The sequence below is a fragment of the Oceanicella actignis genome, from assembly GCF_900111545.1.
Lineage (GTDB): Bacteria > Pseudomonadota > Alphaproteobacteria > Rhodobacterales > Rhodobacteraceae > Oceanicella > Oceanicella actignis.
This window is the reverse complement of sequence record NZ_FOHL01000008.1, coordinates 57,030-76,792: the sequence shown is the minus strand read 5'-3', so window position 1 is coordinate 76,792 and position 19,763 is coordinate 57,030. Positions and strand designations below refer to the sequence as shown.

The window sequence follows — 19,763 nt, the reverse complement described above, 5'->3', positions numbered from 1 at the left end:
CATGCTTGAGTATGTCCTGCGCCGGCTCTGGCACATGGTCTGGACGCTGCTGCTGGTCAGCGTGCTGATCTTCTGGGTCGTGAACCTGCCGCCGGGCGACTACCTGTCGAACCAGATCGCGCAGCTGCGCGCCTCGGGCGAGGCCAGCTCGATCGCCAAGGCCGAGTTCCTGATGCGGCAATACGGCCTCGACCAGCCGCTGTGGAAGCAATACCTGATCTGGATGGGCTTCTGGCCCGGCCCGAACGGCTTCTCGGGCATCCTGCAGGGCGACCTGGGCTGGTCGTTCGAGCTGGACGCGCCGGTCGCCGACATCGTGGGCGAGGCGTTGTGGATGACCATCTCGCTCAACCTCTTCGCCATTCTCTTCGTCTATCTCGTGGCGCTGCCGCTGGGCACGGTGGCGGCGGTCAAGGCCAACTCGGCCATCGACTACATCGCCACCTTCATCGGCTATATCGGGCTGGCCACGCCCAACTTCCTGCTGGCGCTGATCCTGTATCACAAGGGCGCGCACTGGCTGGGCCTGCCCGTCGGCGGGCTGGTCAGCAAGGAGCTGGCCAACGAGCCCCTCACCTTCGAGAAGATCCGCGACATCGCCACGCACATGATCGTGCCCATCATCGTCATCGGCACCTCGGGCATGGCGGCCATGGTGCGGCGGCTGCGGGCCAACCTGCTGGACGAGCTGGCCAAGCCCTATGTGGTCACCGCCTACGCCAAGGGCCTGCGCCCGGCGGCGGCGATCGTGAAGTATCCGCTGCGCATGGCGCTCAACCCCTTCGTGGCCGACATCGGGAACATGCTGCCCTCGCTCGTCTCGGGTTCGGTGCTGGTGTCGCTGGTCATGGGGCTGCAGACGATCGGCCCGATCCTGCTGGGCGCGCTGCGCAGCCAGGACTACTTCCTGTCGGGCTTCATCCTGCTCTTCATTTCGGCGCTGACGCTGGTCGGCATGCTGATCTCGGATCTGCTGCTGGCCGCGCTCGATCCGCGCATCCGCTTTTCGGGAAGAAACGCATGACGCGCGCAGACAAGGCGACCGACCCCGACGCCGCGCGCGAGGCGATGCTGGACCCCGACGCGCACTACGTCTCGGCCGAGCCCTACGACCCGGCCGCCGATGTGCAGGCGCTCGAGCGCAGCGACCTCGACGCCTCGACCGCCGCGCTGATCTGGCGGCGCTTCATGCGCCGGCGCCTGGCGGTGATCTCGGGGATCTATCTGCTGGCGATCTACCTGGCGCTGCCCTTCGTCGATTTCCTGGCGCCCTACGATCCGGCCCAGCGCAACCCCGACGCCATATTCGCCCCGCCCCAGGCCGTCGAGTTCTTCAAGGACGGGCATCTGGCCGTCACCTATCCCATGCGCTCCGAGATCGACATGAACACCTTCCAGCCGGTGTTCACCCCCGATCTGGACGATCCGCGCCCGGTGCGCTTTCTGGCGCGCTGCGGGCCGGTCTACACGCTGCTGGGGCTGGTCGAGACCAACATGCGCCTGTTCTGTCCGCCCGAGGGCGCCGATCTGCACCTGCTGGGCGCCGACCGCCTGGGGCGCGACATTCACAGCCGCATCATGCACGGCGCGCGGCTGAGCCTGACGGTGGGGCTGATCGGGGTGGTCATCTCGTTCGCCATCGGCATGACGCTGGGCGGGCTGGCGGGCTATTTCGGCGGCTGGACCGACGCGGCGGTGCAAAGGTCGATCGAGATCATCCGCTCGCTGCCCGAGCTGCCCATCTGGCTGGCGCTGTCGGCGGCGATCCCGGCCAATTGGGGGCCGGTGTCGGTGTTCTTCATGATCTCGGTCATCCTCGGGCTGCTCGACTGGCCCGGGCTGGCGCGGGCGGTGCGCTCGAAATTCCTGTCCCTGCGCGAAGAGGACTACGTGCGCGCGGCCGAGCTGATGGGCGCCCCCACGCGCCGCATCATCATGAGCCACATGATGCCCAACTTCATGTCGCATCTGGTGGCCTCGGCCACGCTGTCGATTCCCTCGATGATCCTGGGCGAGACGGCGCTGTCGCTGCTGGGGCTGGGGCTGCGGCCGCCGGCGGTCAGCTGGGGGCTGATGCTCAACGACGCGCTCGACCTGACGGCGGTCGAGATCTACCCATGGCTGCTGGCGCCCATGGTTCCGGTGATGATGGTGGTGCTGGCGTTCAATTTCCTGGGCGACGGGCTGCGCGACGCGCTCGATCCCTATTCCTGAGCGCGCCCGCCCGCGCAGGCGGCCAGAATGGCCTCGGCGGCGCGCGCCGCGCCGTCGGCGGCCAGCCGCGCCGGGCGGCGCGGGCGCGCGGCGGCGGCCTCGGCGGCGCGCGCCAGACGCTCGGGCGTCAGATCGCCGATACGCAGCACCTCGATCCCCTCGAGCCCGGCGAAGGCGCGGGCGCGGATCAGCTGCTCGCGCTCGCCGCCCTCCTCCATGGGCACGAGCAGCGCGGGAGTGGGGCTGAGCGCCGCCTCGACGGCGGTGTTGTAGCCGCACAGGCTGACCGACACCGCCGCGCGCCCCAGCATCCGCCGGTAATCGGGGCGCGCCGGCTCGGCCAGGGCCGGCCCAAGCGCCGCCAGCCGCGCGGCCTCGGCCGCCGCGTCGGCGCCGCCCACCAGCAGCCGCCAGCGCAGGGCCGAGCCGCGCGCCGCCAGCGCCGCCATCTCGAGCAGCCGGCGCCCGATCGCGCCGCCGCCCACGGACACCAGCGCCTCGCCCGCGCCGGGGCCGTCGGGCTCGGCGGGGGGCGGCGGCTCGGCGACGTAGCCGGTATGGATCAGCCGGCCGGCCAGCGCGTCGGCCTCGGGCCAGCTGAGCGAAAGCGGCGTCAGCGCCGGATCGCCATGCGCCAGGATCGCGCGGAACGGCGCCAGCCGCGCCATGGTCCAGGCCACGCGGGCGGGCTTCCTGGGCGGCTCGAGCACGTCGCGGATCGAGCAGAACACCGGCGCGCCCGGCGCCATGGCCGCGATGGCGGCTTCGAACTCTTCGGCCAGCTGGCGGCGCCCGAAAGGGTAAAGCTCGACCACCAGCGCATCGGGGGGCGGCGCGCTCAGCGCGCGCGCGATGGCGGCGCGACGCGCGGCCATCAGCGCCGCATCCGCCGGCCGCCCGTCCGGCCCCAGCAGGGTCTTGTAGTCGAGCCCGTCGGCGCTGACGGGCGGCAGCTGGATCAGCTCGACTCCGCCCGCGTCCAGATGCGCCAGCGGCCGCCCGCCCGAGATCACCGTCGGCCGCGCGCCCGCCCGCGCCAGCGCCCGCGCCACCGCCAGCATGCGCTGAAGGTGCCCCGACCCCATCAGATGCGTGACCAGCAACGCGACTCTCATGCCCTTCCTCCGATGGCGCGCCGCCCAAGCCATGCCCGCCCCCCGCCGCAAAGGCGTGCGCGCCCCGCCGCCGCGCGCGCAGCGGCCCTCAAGCGCCCGCCTCGGGCGCAAGGCGCGGCGTCAGCTTGACCGGCGCGCCGAACGCCAGCGGACGCCCGTCATCGGCCAGCGTCACCGGATGGACCGCCGCGCGCTTGATGCGAAAGGGCTCGGGGCCGCGATAGGGCCATCCCGAAGCCAGCGCCAGGATGCAGCGCATCACCCCGCGATGCGCGACCACAAGGCGCGGCGCCTCGGCCGCCTCGGCGGCCAGGCGCGCCAGCGCCGGCGCCAGGCGGCGCGCCATGGCGCGCGGGGTCTCGCCGCCGGGCGGGGCGAAGTCCCACCCCCATTCCTCGACCGGACGATAGCCGCTGAGCGGATCGGCCAGCAACGCTGCGCCCGCGCAACCCTCCCACGCGCCGAAATCCATCTCGACCAGGTCGGGGTCAAGCCGCGGCGGGCCCGTCTCGCTCAGCGCCTCGGCGGTCTGGCGCGCGCGCGCCAGCGGCGAGGACACCACCCGCGCCGCCCGCCAGGCCGGCGGCAGGCGCAACCGCGCCAGCGCCGCGCGCGAGTCGGCCGACAGGGGCTGATCGCTGCGCCCCTGCAGCAGGCCGCGGGCGTTCCATTCGGTGGGGAAATGGCGCAACAGGCCGATCACGGGCATGGGCCGCCCTCCGCCCCGCCCGCCCCGCCTTCGCCCGCGCGCCCGGCCGCGAGCGGCGCCAGCGCGCCGCGCAGCAGCGCCGCCGCCGCGTCGAGCGAGTGGCGCCGCCCCACTTCGGCCTGCGCCTGCCGGCCCATGCGCGCCAGCGCCGCGCGATCCGAGGTCAGCGCGCGCAGGGCGCGGCCGAAGGGGCCGGGATCGCCGTTCGGCCCGGGCTCGGGCAAGGGCGCGGCGTGCACCACGTCGGCCGGACCCGGGCGGCGCTCGGCCAGACAGGGCAGCCCCTCGGCCTGCGCCTCGAGATAGGCCATGCCCACGCCCTCGCCGACGCCGGGCCACAGGAACAGCTCATGCGCGCGGTAGATGCGGCGCAGGCGCGCGCGCTCGCGCACGACGCCGGCGAAGGCGACGCGCGCGCCATAGGGAGCGAACATCGCCTCGACCTCGGCGCGCAGCGGGCCGTCGCCCACCACCGTCAGCCGCCAGTCGCGATCCTCGATCCAGGACAGGGCGCGCGCCAGCAGCCGATACGAGGCCAGCTTGTCGCCCGGCCGCATCATCGCCACGGTCAGCAGCCGCAGCGGCCCGGTCGGAACGGGCCGCGCCGGGGCGGCGTCGGGGTTGGGGTCGGCGTCGGCGGGCAGTTCGGTGAAGGCGGGCAGATGCGCCAGGCGCCCGCGCCGGCCCTCGAGCCGCTCGAGCCCCGGCAGATCGCGCCGCGTGGTCCAGAACACCACGTCCGCGGCGCGGATGGCGCGCTCGGATTCGCGGGCGAAGCGCGACCAGGCACCGGCGCGGCGGCTGGGCGCATGGCTGGCCTCGGAGACGGCGTAAGGGATGCCCAGCGCCCGCGCCACATGCGGCCCGATCAGGTCGGGGGCCTTGTAATAGCAGTGATAGGTGAACCAGAGCGCCGGCGGCGCGGGCGCAAGGTCTTCGAGCAGGCGCTCGATCTCGAGCGCGGCCTCGTCGGCCAGGGCGGCCTGCACGCGCGCGTCGCCCGCCATGTCCAGCGTGCGCAGATCCGAGGCGAGGAAGGGCGCGAAGCCCGCCCGCTCGAGCGCCTTCATCGTCAGCCGCGCGATGCGCCGATCGCCCGAGGGATCGGGATGATCGGGCGGCTTGAGAGGCGCGTAGAAGGCGATGCGGGGGCGCGCGCTCATGCCCGGCCTCCGGGCGGCGCGGCGCGGCCGGCGCGCCTGGCGGCGGCCTGGCCCCCCGCGCCCGCGGCCCGCCCCGCCGCGCGGCCGCCCGGCCGCGGGCCTTCGGCGGCGCGATCGGCGGCGCGATCGGCGGGCGCCGCCCCCTCGGGCGCCAAGGCGTCCGGCGCGGCGCCCGTTCCCGCGCCTTCAGCCGCGCCCGTCGGCCCCGCGCCCGGCGCCGCGCCCGTCGGCCCCGCGCCCGGCGCCGCGCCCGCTTCGGCCTCGGCCAGGGCGGCCTCCAGCCGCGCGGCCAGCGCGTCGATGCCCGCCTGCATGCCGAACTCCGCTTCGAGGCGCACGCGCGCCGCGCGGGCCATGCGCGCCCGTTCCTCGGGATCGGCCGCAAGACGCGCCAGCGCCGCGGCCAGCGCATCGGGGTCGGCCGGCGGGACCAGCGCGCCATGCACGCCGTCCTCTATGAACTCGGGAATGGCCGAGACGCGGGTGGAGAGGATGGGCAGCTCCTGGCTGGCGGCCTCCATCAACACGTTGGGCAGCCCGTCGCGGTCGCCGTCGGCGGCGATCTTCGAGGGCAGCACGAACAGATCGGCCTCGCGCATCAGCGCGACGACCTCGGTCTGGTCGCGCTTGCCCAGCCAGGCGATGCGCCCGGCGATTCCCAGCGCGCGCGCCTGCGCGGCCAGCTTGTCCGCCAGCGGTCCGCCGCCGACATGCGTCAGCCGCCACTCGAGCCCCGCCGGCAGGCGCGCCAGCGCGGCCAGAAGGTCGTCGTAGCCCTTCTTGGCCACCAGCCGCCCGACCGACAGCAGCCGCAGCGGCCCGTCATGGGGGGCGCGCGCGGGCGGCGGCGGGAAGCGGCTCAGGTCTAGCCCGTGATAAAGCAGCCCCACCCGCGCCGGATCGGGCGCCAGCGCGCGCAGATGCGCCGCCCCCGATCCGGTGCAGGTGACGCAAAAGCGCGCCTCGGCCAGCTTTTCGCGCTTTTCCCATTCGGGAATCGTCCAGATGTCCTTGGCATGGGCCGACACGCCCCAGCCGATCCCGCGCATCAGCGCCGCATAGCGGGCGACCGAGGCGGGGGTGTGCAGGAAGTGGGCGTAGAGAAAGCGCACGCTCTCGGGCAGCTCGGCCGCAAGCGCCAGGGCCTGGCCGAAGCGTCGGCCGCGATTGGGAGTCGGATCGCGCCGCAGATCGGCAAGCCACACCCGCAGCGCGCGCCCGAATCCGGGCAGGCGGCGCGCGCGGCGCAGGGCGCGCAGCACGCGCAGCGGCTCCTGATACAGGTATTCGGGCAGGTAGCGCGGGCGCGCGCGGATCCGCGCATGCAGCGGATGGGTCTTGGGGTCGTAGGGGTGGCGCAGCGACCAGATGTCGAAGGCGAAGCCCCGCTCTTCGAGCGCGGCCAGCTCTTGCGCCACGAAGGTCTCGGACAGGCGCGGATAGCCCTTGACCACGACGGCCAGGGCGGGGCCGCCGGACTCGGGCCGGGCCTGGGGCGCCGGGTCGGGCGCCGACGGGGCGATCGGTTGCGGCGGCTGGACGCCGGGACGGTCGGGACTGCTCATGATTCCCTGCGCTTGACGATGCGCGCGGCCGCGCGGCTCAACCGCCGCCCGCGGCGCGGCGCGCTGCGGCGGGAGGCGCGGCGGCGTGGGGCGCGGCTGGCGGGGCGGCGGGCGCCTGGTCGCAAGCGGCGACATCTGCGCGATCGGGCGCGAGATCGGGCGCGGGGGCGGGCGCGGGGCCGGCGGCGCGGTCCGTCGCCGCGCCCCGGGGCGCGGCCGCCCCGGACGCGGCGCCGGTCTGGGGAATCGCCAGGCGGATGATGGCGTCGAGGCCGTCGAGCATGCCCGCGGGCGCGGCCGCCGACGGGCGCGGCTGGTCGGCCAGGCCGCGGATCGCCGCCGCCATGACCGCCGGATCGCGCCGCCCCTCGGCGTCGGGCACGAGCATGCGCGCAAGCCCAAGACGCGCCGCCGCCTGCGCGCGGATCAGCTGCTCCTTGCGCGGGCGCACGCGCGGCACGATCACCGCCGGCTTGTCGCGGCTCAGGATCTCGCAGAACGTGTTGTAGCCGCCCATGGCGACGATGCCCTGCGCCTCGCCCTGCAGGCGCTCGACGCGCGGATCGAAGCTGATCGCGGTCACGCGCCCGCCCAGCGCCGCCGCGCGGCGGTCGAAGGCCGCGCGCAGGTCGGGCGCCAGGAACGGGCCGTAGACGATGACCGCATGCGGGCGCAGCGTCGGATCGGCCTCGTAGGCCGACAGCGCCCAGTCCACCAGCATCTCGCCGTCGCCGCCGCCGCCCGTCATGACCAGCACGAAGGGCTCGTCCGGCGCCGTGACGCCCACCTCGGGCGGCCATTCGGGCGCGTCGCGGCGCAGATAGCCGGTGTAGCGGATGCGCGCGCGCACGCGCTCGGACAGGCCCAGCCCCTCGAGCGGGCGGCAGATCTGCGGCAGGCCATAGACCCAGATCTCGTCGAAATAGCGCTCGATGGCCTCGGCATGGCCCTTGCGCGCCCATTCGGCGGCCAGGGCGGCGGGCTCGTCCAGCACGTCGCGCACGCCCAGAACGATTCGCGCCCCGCGGCGCGAGGCGGCCTCGAGCGTCTCGGCCAGCTCGTTGCGAAAGCCCCAGGCCTCCTTGTCCACGATCAGAAGATCGGGGCCGAAGGCCTGGTCGGCGGCGCGGATGATGGCGGCGCGCAGGCGCACGGTCTCGTCCAGCGGCAGGCCCAGATTGTGCGAGGCGTAGTCGCCGTCGGGCAGCTTGACGACGCCGGGCAGGCGCACATGGTCCACCCGGTCGGCGAAGTCGAAGCGCCCGGCGATGGGCGAGCCCGTGAGGATCAGCGCCGCAAGGTCCGGCGCGGCCGCCGCCAGCCCCTGCGCGATGGCGCGCGAGCGGCGCAGATGGCCAAGACCGAAGGTGTCGTGACTGTAAAGCATCACGCGACGCGCGACCGGCGCCCGGGCATCTCGCGAAGTCGCTGCCATTGCACAATCCCGGCTGGCGTTGCATGCATCCCCCTCTCGCCGGGACGCGCGGCCACGCTACACCAAAAGCGCGGCGCGGCGAAAGGCGCATTGCGCGCGCGGGCATGATCGGCCGCACGCGCACGCGCGGTCAATTTCGCGCGCGCCCGCTGCGCCGCGCGTCCTGCGGGTTTATGGTGACGGGCCGGCGCCCCGGCCGGCAGCCTGGGAGATTCGCTCATGTCCGCACAAGGTCCCGCCGGAAAGCCGCGCCTTCTGCTGGCGCTGGCCCTCGCGCTGGCCGCCGCGGCGCTTTGGGGCGCGCAGGCGGGGGCGCAGATCCTGAGCTACGAGAAGCTGTTCCCGAGCGCCGCCCGCAGCGCGGCCGAGGCCCAGCCCGCGCCCGCTTCCGAGCCGCTGATGTCGCGCCCCGCCGCCGAACCCGACGCGGCCAAACGCGCGCCCGATCTGGCCGCATACGGCACGCTCGCCGATTACGGCGCCGAGTCGGTCATCTCGCGCACCACCGAGACGGTGAGCGTGTTCCGCCAGAGGCTGGAGCGGATGCTGGCGCGCGCGCCGACCGCCCTAGAGGACATCGAGCGGGCGCTGGCGCGCGCGGCGCCCGACGGCAAGCCGGGCTATTTCGCGGGCGTGGCGCTGGTGGCGATCCTCTTGCTGATGATCGGCCGCGCGGTGGTGGTGGTGCTGGCGGTCTACGTCTTCCGCCCGCTCATGATCGCGGCCCAGCGCGGGCGCAGGCCCGAAGCGCTGTCGGACAAGCTGCCGGTGCTGGCGCTGCGCATGGCGATCACGCTGGCGGCGATCGCCATCAACCTGGTGGTCGCGGTCGGGCTGGGCTTTGCGCTGATGCGCGACCATCCGCCCACGGCGACGACGGGGGCGGTGATTCTGGGGGCGTATGCGCTGTTCATGCTGGTGGACACCGGCTGGCGCATGACGGTCAGCCCGTATCTGAGCGACTACCGCATCCCGGCCATCTCGGACGCGGATGCGCGCCGGCTCTATCTGTGGCTGTCGGCGGCGACCTTCGTCGGCATCGCCGGACAGGCCTTCTGCGCCTGGCTTCTGGAAATGGACGTGCCGACGGACCTGCACGCGCTGGTCACCATCGCGATGAACCTGGTCGCGACGGCGCTGATCGTGGTCATGATCTGGACCAACCGGCGCGCGGTGTCGAACGCGATCCTGGGCGGGCGGCGGCGGTCCGAGGTCAGCTGGCTGGCCTCTTTCGCCTCGCTGACATGGGCGCCGCTGGCGACGGTCTATGTGCTGGCGGCGTGGGCCGAGGAATCGTTCCGCACGATCATGGGCCTGCGCCAGGAGGTGCCGCTGGTGGGCGGCGCGCTGCTGGCGCTGATGCTGTCGCTGATCTGCTACGCGCTGATCGTCTACGCGGTCGAGCGCGCCTTCGCCCGAGCGCGCGCGCGCGACGCGATCAACGCCGACGCCGCGCGGCGCGACGCCGAAGAGGCCTCCGCCGCGCCCGCCCATGCCAGCGGCGACGAGACGGCCGAGGGCGACGGCTGGGATGGCGGCGGGGATGGCGGCGGGGATGGCGGCGACGAGGAAGGCGGCGGCCCCTCGCCCGCGCGCGCCCAGGCGACCGCCCCGCGCCGCGCGCTGCCGCTTCAGAACCACCCCCTGCGCAGCTTCGAGGATCTGGCCCGCCGCGCGGCCAGCCTGTTCGCGCTGGGACTGGGGGCCTATGTGGTCATCCGCTTCTGGGGCGGCCCCGACATCTTCGACCGCAACGCACGGCTCGACGCCCTCGGCGACACGCTCGACACGCTGTTCTTCGGCTACATCGCCTTTCACGCCGCGCGCATCTGGCTTGACCGCAAGATCGCCGAGGAAGGGGCCGACGACGTGCCGGTCACGCCCGGCGACGAGGGCGGCGCCTCGTCCGCCAGCCGACTGGCCACGCTGCTGCCCCTGTTCCGCAGCGCGATCCTGGTGGTGATCGGCATCGCGGTGGCGCTGACGGCGGCGTCGGAGCTCGGCTTCAACGTCGCGCCGATCTTCGCGGGCGCCGGCATCGTGGGTCTGGCCATCGGCTTCGGCGCGCAGACGCTGGTGCGCGACATCCTGTCGGGGGTGTTCTTCCTGATCGACGACGCCTTCCGCAAGGGCGAATACATCGACGTCGGCGACGTCAAGGGCACGGTCGAGAAGATCTCGGTGCGCTCGATGCAGCTGCGCCATCACCTCGGCGCGCTGCACACCATCCCCTTCGGCGAGATCCGCCACCTGACCAATTATTCGCGCGACTGGGTGATGATGAAGCTGCCGCTGCGCCTGACCTACGACACCGACGTCGAGCGCGTGCGCAAGCTGATCAAGAAGCTGGGGCAGGAGCTGCTGCAGCATCCCACCGAGGGGCGCAAGTTCCTTCAGCCGCTCAAGTCGCAGGGCGTCTACAAGATGGAGGACAGCGCCATGATCATTCGCGTCAAGTACATGACCCGGCCCGGCGACCAGTGGACGACGCGCAAGCTGGTCTACCAGAAGATCCGCGAGCTGTTCGAGAAGGAGGGCATCCGCTTCGCCGCGCGCGAGGTCACCGTGCGCCTGCCGGACCTGCCCGCCGGCGCCGCGGACGAAGAGCGCGCGCGCATCGCCGGCGCCGCCGCGCGGCGCGTCGCCGATCTGGTGGACGAGGAGGCCGCCGCGGCCGGCGGCGGCGCGACGACGCGCTAGGCGCGCAGGACAAGACCCGGGGCGCGCGCCGTCCTAGCATGGAGCGCGGGCGCGCCGATTCGCCCGGTCAAGCGACGGAACAGGCATGCACATCTATCTGCCCATCGCGGAAGTGTCCGTGAACCCGCTGCTCATCCTCGGGCTCGGCGGTCTGATCGGGGTGCTTTCGGGGCTGTTCGGCGTCGGCGGCGGGTTTCTGCTGACGCCGCTTCTGATCTTCTCGGGCATCCCCCCGGCCGTCGCCGTGGCCACGGGCGCGAACCAGATCGCCGGCGCCTCGCTGTCGGGGGTGATGGCGCACTGGCGCCGGCGGGCGGTGGACCTGCGCATGGGCGCGGTGCTGCTGGCGGGGGGCGTGGCGGGCTCGGCGCTGGGGGTGCGCATCTTCTCGGCGCTGCGCGAGATGGGCCAGGTCGAGCTTCTGGTCTCGCTCAGCTACGTGGTGTTCCTGGGCGGCGTCGGCGGGCTGATGATGCTCGAAAGCCTGCGCGCGCTGCGCCAGGCCGGACGGCCGGGCGCGCCGCGCCGGCGCAAGCGCCACAGCTGGGTGCACGGGCTGCCGCTGAAGATGCGCTTTCGCGCGTCCAACCTCTACATCAGCGCCATCCCGCCCTTCATGGTCGGGGCGCTGGTGGGGGTGCTGTCGGCGGTGATGGGCGTGGGCGGCGGCTTCATCATGGTGCCGGCGATGATCTACCTGATCGGCATGCCGACGAACGTGGTGGTGGGCACCTCGCTGTTCCAGATCATGTTCGTCGCCGGCGCGACCACCATCATGCACGCGGTCGAGAACCGCAGCGTCGATGCGCTGCTGGCGGTGATGCTGCTGGTGGGCGGGGTGTTCGGCGCGCAGCTTGGCGCGCGGATCGGAACGCGCCTGCGCGCCGAACAGATGCGCGTGCTGCTGGCCGCGCTGGTGCTGGCCGTGTGCGCGCGAGTGGGCTACGACCTGGTCGCCACGCCCGAAGAGCTGTTCTCGATCGCCCCGGTCGCGCCATGATCCCGCGCCCCTTCGCCCCGGCCGCCGCGCCCCGCCGCCGTCTCGCCCCCTGGGCGCTGCTCGCCGCGGCCGCCCCGGCGCTGGTCTCGGCCCAGCCCTGGACGCGCCAGGTCGAGCGCGTGGTCGCCGCGCTCAGCCAGAACCGGGTCGCCATCACCGCCGATTTCTCGGGCTCCGAGATCTTCGTCTTCGGCGCCATCCGCCGCGAGGCGCCGCCGCCCCCCGGCAAGCTCGACGTCATCGTCGAGATCGCCGGCCCGCCCGAGGCGCTGACCGTGCGCCGCAAGGAGCGCGTGATGGGCGTGTGGATGAACCGCGCCGCCGTGCGCGTCGACGAGGCGCCCAGCTTCTACGCCCTGGCCTCGACCGGCCCGCTCGAAGAGGTGCTCTCCTACACCGACGATCTGCGCCACCGCATCGGCATCAACCACAAGGTGCGCATGATCGACGCCGGCCCCGTCGACGACCCCCAGGCCTTCCGCCGCGCCGTCATCCGCCTGCGCCGCGAGGCGGGCTTCTACGTCGAGGCGCCGGGCGGGGTGCGCCTGCTCGAGGACACGCTCTTCACCGCCCATATCGGGCTGCCCCCCGACATCGTCGAGGGCAATTACGAGGCGCGCGTGTTCCTGCTGCGCGACCGGCGCGTGACCGATGTGCGCAAGGCCGCGATCAGCGTGCGCAAGGTGGGGCTCGAGCGCTGGGTCGAGACGCTGTCGCGCGAGCGGCCGGCGCTGTACGGCGCGCTGTCCCTGGCGCTGGCCCTGGCGGCGGGCTGGGGCGCGTCGGAACTGGTGCGGGCCATGCGCAAATGAGCGCCCCGCCCATCCTCTACGCAGGCCCCGCCCATGCGCGCCGCCCGCTGGACCTGATCTTCGTGCACGGCATGGGCGCGGGCGCCTGGATCTGGGAGCGCGCGACCATCCCCCACTTCGTCGCCCAGGGCTATCGCTGCTGGGCGCCGGATCTGGCCTCGGCGCAGGAGCGCGCGCAAAGACGCGGCGGGCTGGACCTTTACGCGCGCCGCATCGCCCGCGCGATCCGCGCGGCAGGACGGCCCGCGGTCGTCATCGCCCATTCGCTGGGCGCGGCGGCGGCGCAGAACGCGCTGCGCATGGGCGCGCCCATGGCGGGGCTGGCGCTGATGTGCCCCGCGCCGCCCTACGGCATGGCGCGCGCGGGCGCGCAGCTGATGCTGCGCAGCCCCCAGGACTGGCGCGCCCTCGCCGCGTTGGCGGCCCACGGGCCGCGCGCGGCCGCGGCCGAGCGGCTGATTCGGCTGTTCCTGCCCCGCGGCGCCGATCCCGAGCTGCTGGCCTGGCTGGCCGCGAATCTGCGCGACGAACCCTGGACGCCGATGGTGCAGGCCCTGGGCCTGCGCCCCTTCGCGCCGCCGCCCTTCTGGCTGACGCCCTGGGCGCCGCGCCCGCCGGTGCTGACGCTGGCCGGGGGTCGCGACCCCATCACCCCGCCGCTCGACGCCGCGGCCACGGCGCTGTGGCATGGCGGGCGCGCGCATGTTCTGCCCGAGGCGGGGCATCTGATGATGCTCGAGCCCGACTCGGCCCGCGCCGCGCACGCCCTTCTGGCCGCCTGGCTGGAAGAGATCGCCGCTCAGCCGCGCCGGCCGAACAGCGCCTCGCGCGCCTTGGGGTCGTTCTGAATCTCGCCGCGCAGCTCGGCCGCCAGCGCGCGCCCGCGGCGCACCGCCGGGCGCGCGCCGACCCGCTCGAGCCAGGCGGCCATGTTGGGAAAGCGCTCCAGATCCTGGCCCTGCCGCTCCCACAACGAGGCCCATGGCCAGATCGCCATGTCGGCGATGGAATAGTCGCCCGCCACGTAATCGCGATCGGCCAGGCGCCGGTCCAGAACGCCGTATAGCCGCGCCACCTCGTCGCGATAGCGCGCCTGCGCGTAGGGCAGCGTCTGCGGCGGGTCCATGGCGGGCGCGTAGACCAGGAAATGATGCGCCTGCCCCGCCATCGGCCCCAGCCCGCCCATCTGCCACATGAGCCATTGCTCGACCTCGACGCGCGCACGCTCGTTCCCGCCGCCGAAAAGGCCGGTCTTGCGCGCCAGGTAAAGCAGGATGGCGCCGGATTCGAAAACCGAGATCGGCGCGCCGTCGGGCCCCTCGGGGTCCACGATCGCGGGCATGCGGTTGTTGGGCGAGATGCGCAGGAACTCGGGCCTGAACTGCTCGCCCGCGCCGATGTTCACAAGCCGCGTCTCGTAGGGCAGCCCCATTTCCTCGAGCGCAATGGAGACTTTCCAGCCATTGGGCGTCGGCCAGTAATGCAGCTCGATGGGCGCGGGCATCTTGTGGTTCTCCGTGAATTGCTACCGGCAGCCGCAGATTGCCCCTGCCCCGGCCCCCGCGCAAGACCGCGCTCAGGCCAGCGCGCCGCCCTCGGCCGGCCGGCCCGCGCCGGCGGCGCCCAGCGCCCGCGCCGCGCGCGCCCGCAGCCCGCCGACGGAGAACCCGGCGCCCGCGGTCGCCGCCCGCAGGGGCGCAAGGCGCGCCCAGCGCGGGGCCAGAACCTCGGGAACGCCGGCCGCGCGCATCGCGGCGGGCGACCACGCGCCGGGCCGGCGCAGGATGCATGCGTAGAAGGCCATGGCGTTGCGCCGGGCGTAGAAGCTCCAATGGCAGACCGGCGCGCGCGCGTCGCCAAGCGGCACCCCGCGCGCCGCCAGCCAGGCCTCGACCGCCGGGTGGTCCAGCTGCAGGTCGATCCAGTCGGGCCGGCGGGCGCCCAGCCCCTCGCGCCCCAGCGCCCCGCCCGGAGCGCCGGCGGGCGCGGGAGCGAAGCGTTCGAACATGGCGTCGAACAGATCGTTCTGGCGCGAGATCACGTTGACCACCTGCGGCCCCGCCGCGCCCGCCGCGCCCAGCGCGGCGCGGGCGGCGCTGGCGTGTTCGGCCGCCCCCAGCAGCACCACCGGACCGACGCCCGGCGCGCCCAGCGCGCGCAGCGCCACGCGCGCGCCCAGCGAATGGGCGAACACCCCGCAGCGCAGATCCGGGCGGATCGCATTGACCAGCGTCAGCAGCTCGGCCAGCAGGTCGCCCGCCCCGGCGGCGCGTCGATACACCTGCGCGAATCCGTTGCGCCCATGGCGCAGCAGCGAGCGCACATGCCCCGCCGAGGCCGGCCAGCCGAAGCCGATGCACAGCCCGTCGCGCGGATCCTCTGCCGAGAAGCCCAGCGCCGCGGGCCAGCGCGCGCCGCGCCGGGGATCATACAGGAGCGCATGCGGATCGGCGGCGGGCGCGAGGGGCGAGTAGCGATAGCCATGCACCAGGACCGCGACCGGCGCCCCCTGGGGCAGCGCCTCGAGCGCGCGCGCCAGCCGTCCCGCCAGCGCCCGCCCGGGCGCAGCCCGGTCCTGGCGCCCCGGCGCATGAAGCGCCAGCCCCCGCTTCGTCGCCGTCACATGCATCAACGTCATGGCGCCGCCCCCGCATTGCGCGGCCGGAAAGCGGCCGCCTCCGGTCCTGATGGTTTCACTTCACCACAAAGCCGTTGCGATCGCGTGAATCGCCGCCCCCGCGCCCTTGACCGCGGCCGCGCGCGGGCGTATGCGCGTGGCTCGTGGCGATTTGGACGACCGGATTGCGGGCCACGTTAAACAAGCCGCTAAAAGGTCGGGCAGGCGCGCCGCCGTCCCGATCGGCACGGTCGGGACCAGTTCGGAGCCCGTATCCTCGGGAAGACGCGCAGATGACCCAGCCCCCAGAGCTTCGCCCCCGCACGCGCCTCGTTCACGGCGGAACCGTCCGCAGCCCCTTCGGCGAGATGTCCGAGGCGCTGTTCCTGACCCAGGGCTTCGCCTATCCCAGCGCCGAGGCCGCCGAGGCGCGCTTCGTCGGCGAGGATCCCGGCTTCGTCTACGCCCGCTACGGCAACCCCACCGTGCGCATGTTCGAGGAGCGCATCGCCCTGCTCGAGGACGCCGAGGACGCCTTCGCCGCCGCCTCGGGCATGGCGGCGATTCACGCGGCCATCATGTGCCAGGTCGCGGCGGGCGACCACGTGGTGGCCTCGCGCGCGCTGTTCGGCTCGTGCCTTTACATCATCGAGACGCTGCTGCCGCGCTTCGGCGTCCAGGCGACGCTGGTCGACGGCCCCGACCTTGACGCCTGGCGCGCCGCCATGCGGCCCGAGACGAAGCTGTGCTTCATCGAAAGCCCGGCCAACCCGACGCTCGAGCTGATCGACATCGCCGCCGTGGCGCGCATCGCGCACGAGGCCGGCGCGCGGCTGATCGTGGACAACGTCTTCGCCACGCCCATGTTCCAGCGCCCGCTGGCGCTGGGGGCCGACATCGTGGTCTACTCCGCCACCAAGCACATCGACGGGCAGGGCCGCTGCCTTGGCGGCGTCGTGCTGGGAACGCGCCGCTTCATCCGCGACGAGCTCGAGCCCTACATGAAGCACACCGGCGCGGCGCTGAGCCCGTTCAACGCCTGGGTGCTGCTCAAGGGGCTCGAGACGCTGGAGCTGCGCTGCCGCGCCCAGGCCGAGGGGGCCGCGCGCATCGCCGAGGCGCTGGCCGGCTCGCCTGCCCTGGCGCGGCTGATCTATCCGGGGCGCGAGGATCATCCGCAGGCCGCGCTGGCGCGGCGGCAGATGAGCTCGGGCGGAACCATGCTGGCGCTCGAGCTGCGGGGGGGCAAGGCGGCGGCCTTCCGCTTCATGAACGCGCTGCGCATTGCGCTGATCTCGAACAATCTGGGCGACGCCAAGACCATCGTCACCCATCCGGCCACCACCACCCACCAGCGGCTCAGCCCCGAGCAGCGCGCCGCGCTGGGCATCTCGGACGGGCTGGTGCGCGTCTCGGTCGGGCTCGAGGACCCCGAGGATCTGATCGCCGACCTTGCGCGGGGTCTCGAGGCGGCCCGGAACGGGGACTGAGCGGCCTTGCCCTCGCGCGCCGGCGCGCTAGCTTGCCGCGGCGTAGGCGATCTACAGGAACGAGGTCGAGCATGAACATCAAGCCCGGATCGATGACGCCCGCCGAACCCGCGCCGTCGGAAGAGGCCGCGCGCGCGGCGCTCGAGGTTCTGCGCCGCCTGCGCCGGGCCGATCCGGCGCTGGCCGCCCGGCTCGAGGCCGAATCCGGCGCGGCCGCGCCGGCGCGCGTCTATGACGAGGGCTTCCGCCCCGACGCGCCCTACCTGGCCGCCATGCCCGACCTTCAGAACGGCCCCGAAAGCCTGATCCGGGGCGCGCGGCGGCCGATCCAGCATGTGGGAATCTCGAACTTCCGCCTGCCGCTGCTCTGGCCGCTGCGCGACGGGGGAACGGCGACGCTGGAAACCTCGGTGGTCGGCTCGGTCGCGCTCGAGGCCACGCGCAAGGGCATCAACATGAGCCGCATCATGCGCAGCTTCTACCGCCTTGCGCAGGGGCCGATGGACTTCGAGGCGCTCGGGCGCATCCTCGACGCCTATCTGCATGACCTCGACAGCGACGAGGCCCGCCTGATGCTGCGCCTGCGCCTGCCGCTGCGGCGCAAGGCGCTGCGCAGCGGGCTCGAGGGCTGGCAGTATTACGACCTGGCCTTCGAGCTGGCGCAGGCGGGCGGGCGCCGGCTGCGGGCCATGCATCTTGACTACGTCTATTCCTCGACCTGCCCCTGCTCGCTCGAGCTGGCCGAGCATGCGCGCGCCGCGCGCGGGCGCATGGCCACGCCGCATTCGCAGCGCTCGCTGGCGCGCGTGTCGGCGGCGCTGGCCGAGGGCGCAGAGCGGCTGTGGCCCGAGGATCTGATCGACATGTGCGCGCGCGCCATCCCGACCGAGACGCAGGTGATGGTCAAGCGCGAGGACGAGCAGGCCTTCGCCGAGCTCAACGGCGCCAATCCGATCTTCGTCGAGGACGCGGCGCGTCTGCTGTGCGCGGCCCTCGAGGCGGACCCGCGCATCGGCGATTTCCGCGTCGCGGCCAGCCACCAGGAGTCGCTGCACAGCCACGACGCCGTGTCGGTGCTGGTCAGCGGGCCGACCTTCGCCCAAGCCAGCATCGACCCCCGCTTCTTCGAAACGCTGCGCGCCTGAGCGGCGCGCGCGAAAGGGCGCGCGGGTCCTGAACGGCGGGCGCGGTCCGATCCGCCCGCACGGCCGCCCGGCCCTTGCGCAGACCGGCGCCGCCCCGCCGCGGCGACCTGCGCCAGAGGGCGAGCCGGCGCGCCCGCCGCCGCGGCGCTGCGCTGACGAGTTCGCCCGCCCCCGAGCGACGCCCCCGGCGCCGCACGCCGGCGCAGGCCCCAAGCGGGCGGGCGAGCGGGCGAGCGGGCGAGCGGGCGAGCGGGCGAGCGGGCGAGCGGGCGAGCGGGCGAGCGGGCGAGCGGGCGAGCCTCGTTGACAGGCGCCGGGCAAGGGGGCAATGCTCCGCGGCGATGATCGACCTGCGCCCCGCCATCTACGTCGTCGGCCTGCTCGTCGCCGCGCTGGGCGCGGCGATGGCGCTGCCCTGCGCGCTGGATCTGGCCGACGGCGCGGGGAACTGGCGCGCCTTCGCCCTGTCGGGCTTTCTGTCGGTCACGGCGGGGCTGGCGGCGGCGGCGGCGTGCCGCACGCGGCGCTCGCAGGGACTGAGCATCCAGCAGGCCTTCGCGCTGACGGTCGGGGTGTGGGTGATGCTGCCGCTGTTCGGCGCGCTGCCCTTCATGCTGGGCGCCCCGTCTGCCAGCTTCGCCGACGCGTATTTCGAGGCGATGTCGGGCATCACCACCACGGGATCGACGGTGTTCTCGGGGCTCGAGACGCTGCCGCGGGGCACGCTGCTCTGGCGCGGGCTGCTGCAGTGGATCGGCGGGATCGGCATCGTCGTCTTCGCCCTGGCCTTCCTGCCGACGCTGCGCGTGGGCGGCATGCAGTTTTTCCGCTCCGAATCCTTCGACACGCTGGGCAAGATCCTGCCCCGCGCGGGCGAGATCGCGGCGTCGATCTCGTGGATCTACGTGGCGCTGACGGGGGCCTGCGCGCTGGCCTATGCGGCGGACGGCATGTCGGCCTTCGACGCCATCGTGCACGCGATGACCACCGTCTCGACCGGGGGATTCGCGAATTACGACGCCTCGCTGGGGCATTTCGAGCGCAACGTGGAATACATCGCCAGCGTGTTCATGCTGCTGGCCAGCCTGCCCTTCGCGCGCTACGTGCAGATGCTGCGCGGCACGGCGCGGCCGCTGCTGACCGACCCGCAGGCGCGCGCCTATGTCGCCATCATCGCCGCGCTGACGCTGGCGCTGACGCTCTACCGCCTGGCGCGCTTTCCCGACGAGGCCGAGGAAAGCTTTCGCGAGGCGCTGTTCAACACCATCTCGATCATCTCGGGCACGGGCTATGCCAGCGTCGACTACACGCAGTGGGGCGCGTTCTCGAGCGCGCTGTTCTTCCTCATGGGGCTGATCGGGGGATGCACAGGCTCGACCTCGTGCTCGATCAAGATCTTCCGCTTCCAGGTGGTGCTGATCGCCATTTCGGCGCAGATCAAGCGCATCCACACGCCCCATGGCGTGTTCCCCGCCCGCTATGGCGAGCGCGCGCTGGAGGAAGAGGTCATTTCCTCGGTGATGGCGTTCTTCTTCCTGTTCTTCCTGACGCTGGGCGTGCTGGCGGTGGCGATGGGCATGCTGGGCTACGACACCGTCACCGCCGTGTCGGGCGCGGCGACGGCGCTGGCCAACATCGGGCCCGGGCTGGGCGACATCATCGGCCCGTCGGGCAATTTCGCGCCGCTCTCGGATTCGGCCAAATGGCTGCTGGCCTTCGCGATGCTGATCGGCCGGCTCGAGGTGGTGTCGGTCTATGTCCTGCTGACGGCGGCGTTCTGGCGGCGATAGGCGCCAAG

General features: G+C 73.6%; 15 protein-coding genes, 1 pseudogene and 1 riboswitch. Of the genes and pseudogenes, 9 read left to right on the top strand and 7 right to left on the bottom strand.

Translation table 11 applies throughout. From position 1 onward, the window contains the following. Position 1 precedes the first annotated feature (1 nt). Together BMW67_RS12430 and BMW67_RS12425 are read left to right on the top strand one after the other, a co-directional pair. Positions 2–1,024 (top strand): ABC transporter permease, encoded by a 1,023-nt coding sequence (locus BMW67_RS12430; protein WP_072747874.1) that lies wholly within the window; start codon positions 2–4, stop codon positions 1,022–1,024. Next, a complete protein-coding gene (locus tag BMW67_RS12425) occupies positions 1,021–2,214 on the top strand; it encodes an ABC transporter permease (protein ID WP_370426851.1) in 1,194 nt (397 codons plus the stop codon). Before BMW67_RS12430 ends, BMW67_RS12425 begins: the two co-directional genes overlap by 4 nt. On the opposite strand, the gene BMW67_RS12420 is transcribed toward BMW67_RS12425, so the two are convergent. From BMW67_RS12420 to BMW67_RS12400, 5 genes and pseudogenes are all read right to left on the bottom strand, one after another. After that, positions 2,205–3,329 carry a glycosyltransferase gene (locus tag BMW67_RS12420; protein ID WP_072747873.1) on the bottom strand — a complete coding sequence of 375 codons (1,125 nt, stop codon included), beginning with the start codon at positions 3,327–3,329 and terminating at the stop codon, positions 2,205–2,207. The genes BMW67_RS12425 and BMW67_RS12420 overlap by 10 nt on opposite strands. Before the next feature lie 88 nt (positions 3,330–3,417). Further along, positions 3,418–4,038, bottom strand: a complete 621-nt coding sequence (locus BMW67_RS12415) for a histidine phosphatase family protein (RefSeq protein ID WP_072747872.1) — start codon at positions 4,036–4,038, stop codon at positions 3,418–3,420. Further along, positions 4,029–5,201 carry a glycosyltransferase family 4 protein gene (locus BMW67_RS12410; RefSeq protein ID WP_072747871.1) on the bottom strand — a complete coding sequence of 391 codons (1,173 nt, stop codon included), beginning with the start codon at positions 5,199–5,201 and terminating at the stop codon, positions 4,029–4,031. Before BMW67_RS12410 ends, BMW67_RS12415 begins: the two co-directional genes overlap by 10 nt. Before the next feature lie 257 nt (positions 5,202–5,458). Further along, positions 5,459–6,724, bottom strand: a pseudogene (locus BMW67_RS12405) (glycosyltransferase); the annotation flags it as partial. Positions 6,725–6,803: 79 nt separating this feature from the next. After that, the gene (locus BMW67_RS12400; RefSeq protein ID WP_072747869.1) at positions 6,804–8,153 is read right to left on the bottom strand and encodes a glycosyltransferase family protein; all 1,350 of its coding nucleotides are present in this window, start codon (positions 8,151–8,153) and stop codon (positions 6,804–6,806) included. A 267-nt stretch (positions 8,154–8,420) separates the two neighbouring features. Here BMW67_RS12400 and BMW67_RS12395 point away from each other — a divergent pair, with 267 nt between their 5' ends. The 4 genes from BMW67_RS12395 to BMW67_RS12380 all read left to right on the top strand — a co-directional run bounded on the left by BMW67_RS12395 (position 8,421) and on the right by BMW67_RS12380 (position 13,561). Beyond that, a complete protein-coding gene (locus tag BMW67_RS12395; protein ID WP_072747868.1) occupies positions 8,421–10,901 on the top strand; it encodes a mechanosensitive ion channel family protein in 2,481 nt (826 codons plus the stop codon). 85 nt (positions 10,902–10,986) lie between these two features. Beyond that, positions 10,987–11,901 carry a sulfite exporter TauE/SafE family protein gene (locus tag BMW67_RS12390; protein WP_072747867.1) on the top strand — a complete coding sequence of 305 codons (915 nt, stop codon included), beginning with the start codon at positions 10,987–10,989 and terminating at the stop codon, positions 11,899–11,901. After that, complete coding sequence (locus tag BMW67_RS12385) at positions 11,898–12,713, top strand: TIGR02186 family protein (protein ID WP_072747866.1); 816 nt, start codon at positions 11,898–11,900, stop codon at positions 12,711–12,713. The genes BMW67_RS12390 and BMW67_RS12385 overlap by 4 nt, the downstream gene beginning before the upstream one ends. Beyond that, positions 12,710–13,561: an alpha/beta fold hydrolase gene (locus BMW67_RS12380; RefSeq protein WP_072747865.1), complete on the top strand. Its 852-nt coding sequence runs from the start codon at positions 12,710–12,712 to the stop codon at positions 13,559–13,561. Before BMW67_RS12385 ends, BMW67_RS12380 begins: the two co-directional genes overlap by 4 nt. Here BMW67_RS12380 and BMW67_RS12375 read toward each other — a convergent pair. Then, on the bottom strand, positions 13,513–14,217 hold the full coding sequence (locus tag BMW67_RS12375) for a glutathione S-transferase N-terminal domain-containing protein (RefSeq protein ID WP_072747864.1): 705 nt from the start codon (positions 14,215–14,217) through the stop codon (positions 13,513–13,515). The genes BMW67_RS12380 and BMW67_RS12375 overlap by 49 nt on opposite strands. A gap of 72 nt (positions 14,218–14,289) precedes the next feature. Beyond that, positions 14,290–15,351, bottom strand: coding sequence for an alpha/beta hydrolase family protein (locus tag BMW67_RS12370; RefSeq protein WP_072747863.1), 1,062 nt, complete (start codon positions 15,349–15,351; stop codon positions 14,290–14,292). A gap of 133 nt (positions 15,352–15,484) precedes the next feature. After that, positions 15,485–15,563, top strand: a riboswitch (SAM riboswitch). 60 nt (positions 15,564–15,623) lie between these two features. On the opposite strand from BMW67_RS12370, the gene BMW67_RS12365 reads away from it, so the two are divergent. The 3 genes from BMW67_RS12365 (at position 15,624) to BMW67_RS12355 (ending at position 19,755) form a co-directional block, all read left to right on the top strand. After that, positions 15,624–16,820 (top strand): O-succinylhomoserine sulfhydrylase, encoded by a 1,197-nt coding sequence (locus tag BMW67_RS12365; protein ID WP_072747862.1) that lies wholly within the window; start codon positions 15,624–15,626, stop codon positions 16,818–16,820. Between the two features lie 71 nt (positions 16,821–16,891). Then, entirely contained in the window at positions 16,892–17,965 is a 1,074-nt protein-coding gene (folE2, locus tag BMW67_RS12360) for a GTP cyclohydrolase FolE2 (protein ID WP_072747861.1), read from the top strand. A gap of 341 nt (positions 17,966–18,306) precedes the next feature. Further along, positions 18,307–19,755: a TrkH family potassium uptake protein gene (locus BMW67_RS12355; RefSeq protein WP_072747860.1), complete on the top strand. Its 1,449-nt coding sequence runs from the start codon at positions 18,307–18,309 to the stop codon at positions 19,753–19,755. The last annotated feature ends 8 nt before the right edge of the window (positions 19,756–19,763 follow it).